General features: G+C 66.9%; 7 protein-coding genes. 4 read left to right on the forward strand and 3 right to left on the reverse strand.

Features of this window, described 5'->3' with window-relative positions:
* Positions 1-347: 347 nt before the first annotated feature.
* On the reverse strand, positions 348-719 hold the full coding sequence (locus tag ACGFU7_RS47230; protein WP_393704913.1) for a hypothetical protein: 372 nt from the start codon (positions 717-719) through the stop codon (positions 348-350).
* Between the two features lie 771 nt (positions 720-1,490).
* Between ACGFU7_RS47230 and ACGFU7_RS47235 the strand changes: the two genes are divergently transcribed.
* From ACGFU7_RS47235 to ACGFU7_RS47245, 3 genes are all read left to right on the forward strand, one after another.
* Positions 1,491-1,805, forward strand: a complete 315-nt coding sequence (locus ACGFU7_RS47235; protein WP_383977108.1) for a hypothetical protein — start codon at positions 1,491-1,493, stop codon at positions 1,803-1,805.
* Between the two features lie 38 nt (positions 1,806-1,843).
* A complete protein-coding gene (locus ACGFU7_RS47240; protein ID WP_393704914.1) occupies positions 1,844-2,239 on the forward strand; it encodes a tail fiber domain-containing protein in 396 nt (131 codons plus the stop codon).
* Positions 2,240-2,771: 532 nt separating this feature from the next.
* Entirely contained in the window at positions 2,772-3,329 is a 558-nt protein-coding gene (locus tag ACGFU7_RS47245) for a hypothetical protein (protein WP_393704915.1), read from the forward strand.
* Here the strand turns inward: ACGFU7_RS47245 and ACGFU7_RS47250 are convergent.
* Entirely contained in the window at positions 3,295-4,077 is a 783-nt protein-coding gene (locus ACGFU7_RS47250; RefSeq protein WP_393704917.1) for an IS5 family transposase, read from the reverse strand. The two genes, ACGFU7_RS47245 and ACGFU7_RS47250, sit on opposite strands and share 35 nt — an antisense overlap.
* Positions 4,078-4,483: 406 nt before the next feature.
* On the opposite strand from ACGFU7_RS47250, the gene ACGFU7_RS47255 reads away from it, so the two are divergent.
* Entirely contained in the window at positions 4,484-5,221 is a 738-nt protein-coding gene (locus ACGFU7_RS47255) for a hypothetical protein (RefSeq protein WP_393704918.1), read from the forward strand.
* A 592-nt stretch (positions 5,222-5,813) separates the two neighbouring features.
* Here the strand turns inward: ACGFU7_RS47255 and ACGFU7_RS47260 are convergent.
* Positions 5,814-6,653 carry an IS5 family transposase gene (locus ACGFU7_RS47260; RefSeq protein WP_393704919.1) on the reverse strand — a complete coding sequence of 280 codons (840 nt, stop codon included), beginning with the start codon at positions 6,651-6,653 and terminating at the stop codon, positions 5,814-5,816.
* Positions 6,654-6,992: the final 339 nt, after the last annotated feature.

Consider the following 6,992-nt stretch of genomic DNA (forward strand, 5'->3'; position numbering starts at 1 on the left):
TACCGTCCCGCTCCGCCCCAGAGAATCCGCCAACTGCAGCACTCATCCTCCGCCACGTCGGGCGCTAACTCGCCACCTCAAGCGCTCAGTCACAGTTGCCGGATCTCCGTTTGTCGCCTCGGACAGCGTGCCGTGTCGATGCTGGCTGCAGTGGAACGGCCGTGTGCCGAGGCACGGTAGCTGTCACCGTCGGGTTACGCCGACCTGCGATCTTTCATGAATGAGGCACCGTAGTTGTCACGGGCGAAGCAAGGTACTTCGCACCACTTCTCCGGAAGCATGACGGCTGTCACCCCTCCACCGAGGTGGAGCGCTACGTTCTCTGACGGACCCGCCGTAGCCGGAGGTCAGTCCGCGTACACGAAGATGAGACACAGAGCTGCGAAGGGCACGACGGACCCGCCGAGCAGCGCCAGCACCGCCGGGACCGCCGCCGTCAGTCGCCTCTTGCCCTTGCGCCGACCCGAGCGGAACACCACGCGGGCCAAGACGAGCGGCAGCACCACGAGGACGAAAAAGATCACCGGCACCAAGAACCGGCTGAACGCGGTGGTACCGGTGTCGGTCATCAGATGCCAGGCGGTCGTACCGAAGAACACTGCCGGGCCGGCCAGCAGGAAGAACGAGAGGCCCAACGCCACGGCGACGGTCACTCCTTCCGTCAGCCGCTCGGCCCACGCATGCTCCCGGCGCACTTCCGCTATCCCTCTGTCCCCCATGCCCATTCCCCCCAGTTGCCGCAGTTCGGTGTATCCGCGCCAGCGCTTCGGTCGAACTGCTCAGTCCGTGGCCAGCTGAAAACGATAGCGTCAGGGCCCAGGGCTGCGGACACGATGATCTATGGACCTACCGGCCCGTCAGACTCCTCCGCTCCTCTGTACAACTGGCGTTCCGCTCGGCCAGCGACCCCTTCCGCAGCCGGTCTCGCACCCGCTGGACAACGCGGGCTGTCCCGCCAAGCGCCACACCGTCACGCGATTGATGCAACGTCACTGGTTACGCAGGTCCGAGCTCTCGCCGCAGCACAGGCCGACGCCTCGCTCGAAGTCGCCGTCTCAGTGACAACAAGCGTGCCTTTGTGCCAACTATCGCGCTTCGGCTCAGGCCGGAACTGTGACTTCGCACGCTAGTTGGCACTGTTCGCCAACTCTGATGCTCAGGGCACACTGGCCCATTCGCGCTGGGGGTGCTGGATCGGGTTGGACGGATCAGCCATCTGGCTGGCGCGGCCCTCGTGCTTCAACGATGAAGGTGACGCGGTGCGGCGTACAGCGGCGCTCGGCCCTCGATACCTCTTCCGGGCCGCGCCCGACGGCAGCATGGAGTGACATGCCGCACCGCTCGCCAACTCCGATTGTAGGAACCTGCGGACGAGATCGCTGCTACGAGCATGGGGCCGGATGAGGCGCGGAAACCTGCGTGCCTTTTGGGGCATCAGGCCGTTAGGGGTGTCGCGGACGCACTCGGCGTCTCGGCCGGAAGGATGCCTAATGTCCACGAAGCGCGTTGCCCGCCGTCTGCTGGTGCTGACAGCCATGGCGGCTACCGGTACAGGTGCATTGAGCGTTCCGGCCGTCGCGAGCACGAATATTCTGGCGGCCGGCAATGCCGCTTACGACACCACGATGATCAACAAGGACCGTGAGGTCACGGCGGTTGGCGTGACGGCTTACAGCAGCGGGGTGGGCAGCGGTCTGGTCCAGCTGCCGGTGAACAGCCCTGAGAACCGCGGTGGTGGGGGCAGCCTGCTCTTTTCGGATCGTGGGCTGAAGACTGAGGTTACCGCGGTGGTCTGGGAGCGATGAGCTACCGGCGGTTGAAAGGGTCCTTGGCCAGGATATGGATGCCGGCCCTGGTCAGGATGCGCCTGCGGCAGGATGCTTCTGCGGCCGGTCTGGCGTCCGATGCCGTGTCGGGTGCGGTGCGCGGTAGCGATCCGGTCAACGGTTACCAGGTGCTGGAGCAGGTGGTGCAGCTGCCGGTCAGCACGTGGCGGTACCACTGGGACCCCCCACACGTACGCCACCTGGGCCCCATGGCGCAGGACTGGTGGAAGGCGTTCGGGGTCGGTGAGAACGACCGAACGATCTGCTGCACCGATGCCAACGGAGTTGCCATCGTCGCTATCCAGGCACTGCACCGGGAACTGACCGAACTACGAAATGAAGTCGCGGCCCTACGAGCCCAGAGTTCACCGGCACACCATCCCAGCGGTCCCGGAGCCGCCGACCCGGGATGAAGGGCCGGCCCGGAACATGAGCTGCCGTACGTATCACCGGAAATCCGCCGAGCCTCGGTTCCGAGACCAACGTGATCAGCGAGTGGCTCGGGGCCGGCGTAGCCCACCAGCCCGGGCGCGGTGGCGCACTTCAGCTCGGTCGGAGCCGCTACGGCCACACCCGTCGGACAGGTAGCTTCCGCCCAGCCAGCGCACATGCCTCGTGCATCCGAGTAGTAACTGACCCGGATCCGGCAAGGCGCATCAGGGCCCGGACACCGAGCGCCGTACTCAGCCACACGGGCCGGGTACGGCGCTCAGTCGCAACAGCTGGTTTCCTCCGCTGGTGTGCGCGAGAACCGGAGAAACAGCAGGTCAGCGAGGTGCAGGAGCATCCTGCCTGCCAACTGCGATGCACAGAGCCGCCAACTACGGCGCTAAGAAGGCGTTGTCTTTCCGAATCTGATCGGCGAGTTTCAGCAGGTCAGGCATGAAGTCGTTCGTAGCGAGCCAGAGTCGGGCCGTCGGATTGTCTCGTCGGTGGAGGTGCCGGATGCCGTCGGTGTTGGGTCTGCTGGAAGAGCGGGAATTGGCCGCGCGCGAGCGTGTCGAAGGGCTTCGGCAGGAAGCCGATCGGGTGCTGGCCGTGCTGGCCGTGCTGGCCGAGGCGGACTGGGAGGGCTGGGTCGTCGCCCGGCAGCGCGTCAGGCAGGTCCTGTCCGCGCCGCGGGCGCAGTCGGCAGCCCAGGTGGACAGTGAGTCCCCGCAGGCGTCGGCTGCCTTCGAATCGGTGGAGCCCGCGCCTGAGGTCGTGCCGCCGAGGGCGGCGCGCGCGGGTTCGATCGTGCCGGTGTGGCGGACCGGGGTGCCGGCGGGCGCACTGGCGGTGGACTGTCAGCGCATCCTGGCCGTGCTGGTCGAGCACCGCCGTGCGGGCGCGGGCGGGGTGATGAGCTGTCAGGAGATCACGGCCGCCTTGGGTTCGGATCTGGTCCCGGCCCAGGTGGAAGGCGCCCAGGTGAAGGCGAAGCGGCTGGTGGGTCGGGGCTGGCTGAGCGAGCTGGTCCCGGGCAGGTTCACCCTGGCCGCCGGGCCAGCCGCCGCGTCATGAGCATCGTCATCGACCACAGCACCATCTGCTCGTGGACGGAGGGCAGCACCTCGTAGTCGCGCGCCAAGCGGCGCGTGCGCACCAGCCAACTCAACGTGCGCTCCACTACCCACCGGCGCGGCAGCACCACGAATCCTGAGGCGTCGTCGCTGCGCTTGACGATCTGCAGCGTCAGCTGGAGCTTCTCGCCGGCCCAGGTCACCAGTCGGCCCGCGTAGCCGCCGTCGGCCCACACGAGGGTGATCCTCGTGAAGCGGGCGCGCAGGCGATCCAGCAGCGGTCGGGCGGCGTCACGGTCCTGCACGCCGGCGGCGGTGACCGTCACGGCCAGCAGCAGGCCGAGCACGTCGACGACCACGTGCCGTTTGCGGCCCGGTGTCCGCTTGCCGCCATCCCACCCGGACGTGGCCCGCGGCACGGCCGCGGACGCGCGGACCGTCTGAGAGTCGACGATGCCGGCGGTGGGCTCCGGATCCCGCCCGGCGTCCTCGCGGACCAGGCCGCGCAACCGGTCGTGCAGCTCGGACAGCAGTCCCGCCAGGCGCCAACGCCGGGCGAAGGCGTAGACCCGGTCCCAAACGGGGAAGTCCACCGGCATCGCCCGCCAGGTGATGCCACCTGCGACCAAGTAGCGGACCGCATCGACCATTTGCCGGTGGCAGTATCCCTCCGGCTGGCCGCCCTGCCCCTCCAGCCACGACGGCACGGGCATCGCGTCGCGGACCACCGCCCACTCCCCGTCGCTCATGCCGGAGGGATACCTCGGCCTCCTGTGCGGCCGGTCCCCGGCGTTCCCGAACCGGTGCGCGGGGCAATCACACTCCAGAGCAACGGAGTTGGAGCCAGCCTCGACAAGGGCGTACAACTGCGACATCAGGGCCTCCTGGCGCGCTCGATGGTCTTCGACAACCGCGCGCTGCACCAGAGGCCCTGTCTTCATGCGCGCCCGGACCCAACATCACCCGATCGAGCCGCCACACTCGAACCCACGATCACCATGGTCGGTACGACCGTGCCTTCTTCAGGCCAGCAAAGACAGCCGCGGTCATCACGGCCAGGGCTGCGGTGTGTGAGAGGGAGACGAAGTCCCTCTCAACCGCGGCGGTGACCTTCCGATCAGCTTGCTGACGCCAGCACATTGTAGGATCCGCAGGGTGGCAGAACTGATCAAGACCAGTGCGATCCCGCCTGACGATTGCCCGGGCCAACCCACCCGCGACCAGGTCATTGGCCGGGTCGCCGATCACCTTACGGCCCAGGACCCCGGGCATCCGCTTCGGGTCGCGGTGGACGGCATCACCGCCGCAGGGAAGACGACCCTGGCCCGTGCACTGGCATCTGCGGTCGCCGGTCGCGGCCGACCCGCGATTCACCTGTCCATGGACGGGTTCCACCACCCGCGCGCCCACCGCCACCGGCAGGGCCGCGACTCAGCAGTCGGCTACTACCAGGACGCCTACGACTTTCCCGCGTTCGCACGGACAGTACTCACACCGATGGGCCCAGGCGGCGACCGCCGCTACCGCGGTCGCATCATCGACCTGGCCAGCGACCGGCAGATCGACGAACCCCCAGTCACCGCGCCGGCCGAAGCGGTGCTGATCGTGGACGGCAGCTTCCTCCAGCGCAGCGAACTGGCCCACCTGTGGGATGAGGTCGTGTTCGCCGACACCAGCTTCCTCGTCGCCCGCCGACGCGGCACTACGCGGGACGCCGCGCTCTTCGGCGGACTTGAACAGGCCGAGAATGCCTTCGACAACCGCTACCACGCAGCCTGTCGGCACTACCTGGCCGAGACCGACCCGGCCACGCGAGCAAGCATCGTCATCGGCAACGACGACGTCGACCACCCTGAACTACGCCGCATCGGCGACCTCCGACGGCCCCAGTAGCCTGCGCGGCCGTCCAGCCAACTGATCCTCGAACCGATGTCCCCCATGATCGGAAAGACAACGGCTTCTTACCCCCGACGATATAGTTGGACGCCCTAGTAAGCCCACCCCGGCACGTCCGAAACGCCCGGAGCCACATGGCGCCCACCGGACGTACGCAGGAAACCGGTGCTGAACACTGAAGCGAAACCTGCAGCTGACCGAACCGAGCTGACACGAGGCCGTCGGCCCCTGGGCCGGAAGTCCGACTGCTACCGGGGCGGCGACGAAGAGGGCCGCCCATCGCCTGGCGCTCCTCCACCGTGTCCGTTTCGATGGCGCTGGAGCAGTGTGGCGAGCACACAGCGCAGACAGTGCCTGTCCGCTTCTCGCGCGGCCCGGCGTCTCTGCGCCTCGCCCGATGGGTCTGCCCCCTCGGCCGGCCGCGGGCATGATGCGGTGTCGTCTGCCGACGTGTGCGGACCTGGGCAGGTATCCGTCGGCTGCCCAACCAGCGACTCGATTTCCCGCAGCAGTTCCTCACTCTGCTTCACACGCTGTGCCAACGCCCTTAAAGAGCGTTTTATCCTGGCAGGGGTGTTTGGTTCGATGTTCAGGTGTCGCGCCAGTTCGGTGTGGATTCGCGGGTGAGGCGTTTGCTTATGAGGTCGATCATGGCGATGTGGATGATGGCTTCGGAGCGGTGTGGCTTGGTTTCGTAGTCGCGGGCGAGTCGGCGGTGGTGCATGAGCCAGCCGAAAGTACGCTCCACGACCCAACGCCGCGGGATTACTTTGAAGCCTTTGGTGCCGGGATCGCGTTGGACCACTTCGACGTCGATGCCGAGCCGGGCGCCGTGGTCGATGACTTTGGTGCGGTAGCCGCTGTCGGCCCACGCCTTGGTCACGCGGGGGTTTGCGGCGGCGATATGGGACAGCGGGTGTATGCCGCCGGCGTTGTTGGACACACTGGCGGCGGTCACCCAGATGGCCAGTAGGAGGCCGAGGGTGTCGACACCGAGATGTCGTTTGCGACCTGCGATTTTCTTGCCCGCATCGATGCCCTGGCCGGCAACGGGCCCGTTGGCGGACGTCTTGACGCTCTGCGCGTCGATGACGCAGGCGGTCGGCTCGGAGTTGCGGCCTTCGGCCTCGCGGACCAGGTGCCTCAGGAGGCCGTTGAGCTGGGAGAAGACGCCGTCTTTCTGCCAGGCGGCAAAGTATCCGTAGACGGTTTCACACGGCGCGAAATCGTGCGGCAAATAGCGCCACGGGATGCCAGTGCGGTCAACATAGAGGATGGCGTCCATGATGCGACGCAGGTCGTGCCGGGACGGGCGGCCGATATCCAGGCCCTTGCCTCGCCGGTCTGCCCGCCAGGCCGATAGGGCAGGTTCCAGCAGTTCCCAACGCGCGTCGGACAGATCGCTGGGATAGGGACGGTGTCGCGTCATGTTTCGGTACTACCGTCGGGCGTGGCGCTTTCCCAGGGCGCAAAAGGGTTCAGGCGGGGGCGCGTTGGGATCAGACAGGAGCGAACGAGACGAAACCGGCCGACTTATGAGGTCACCTGCCCCACGCAACGCATCAAGCACGCCAGCCCCAGCAATCTCAAGCCAATTCAGCCCCTAACACACCACCAAACACCCCTGCCTGGACAAAACGCTCTTTTATTGCCTGTTTCTAATCTTGGTTGCAGATGACTCCCGTCTAGGAGCATCGTCTTGACATGATCGAACTGAGTTCTCTGGGACCGGATGACTGGCCGGTGTGGCGCGACCTGCGGCTAGCCG

Origin of the sequence: Streptomyces sp. NPDC048473, assembly GCF_043200155.1 — a bacterium.
GTDB lineage: Bacteria > Actinomycetota > Actinomycetes > Streptomycetales > Streptomycetaceae > Streptomyces.

Coding starts and splice junctions, on each gene's coding strand:
- ACGFU7_RS47235 (WP_383977108.1), top strand. CDS start 1,491: ATGTCCACGAAGCGCGTTGCCCGCCGTCTGCTGGTGCTGACAGCCATG.
- ACGFU7_RS47260 (WP_393704919.1), bottom strand. CDS start 6,653: ATGACGCGACACCGTCCCTATCCCAGCGATCTGTCCGACGCGCGTTGG.
- ACGFU7_RS47230 (WP_393704913.1), bottom strand. CDS start 719: ATGGGGGACAGAGGGATAGCGGAAGTGCGCCGGGAGCATGCGTGGGCC.
- ACGFU7_RS47250 (WP_393704917.1), bottom strand. CDS start 4,077: ATGAGCGACGGGGAGTGGGCGGTGGTCCGCGACGCGATGCCCGTGCCG.
- ACGFU7_RS47245 (WP_393704915.1), top strand. CDS start 2,772: ATGCCGTCGGTGTTGGGTCTGCTGGAAGAGCGGGAATTGGCCGCGCGC.
- ACGFU7_RS47240 (WP_393704914.1), top strand. CDS start 1,844: ATGCCGGCCCTGGTCAGGATGCGCCTGCGGCAGGATGCTTCTGCGGCC.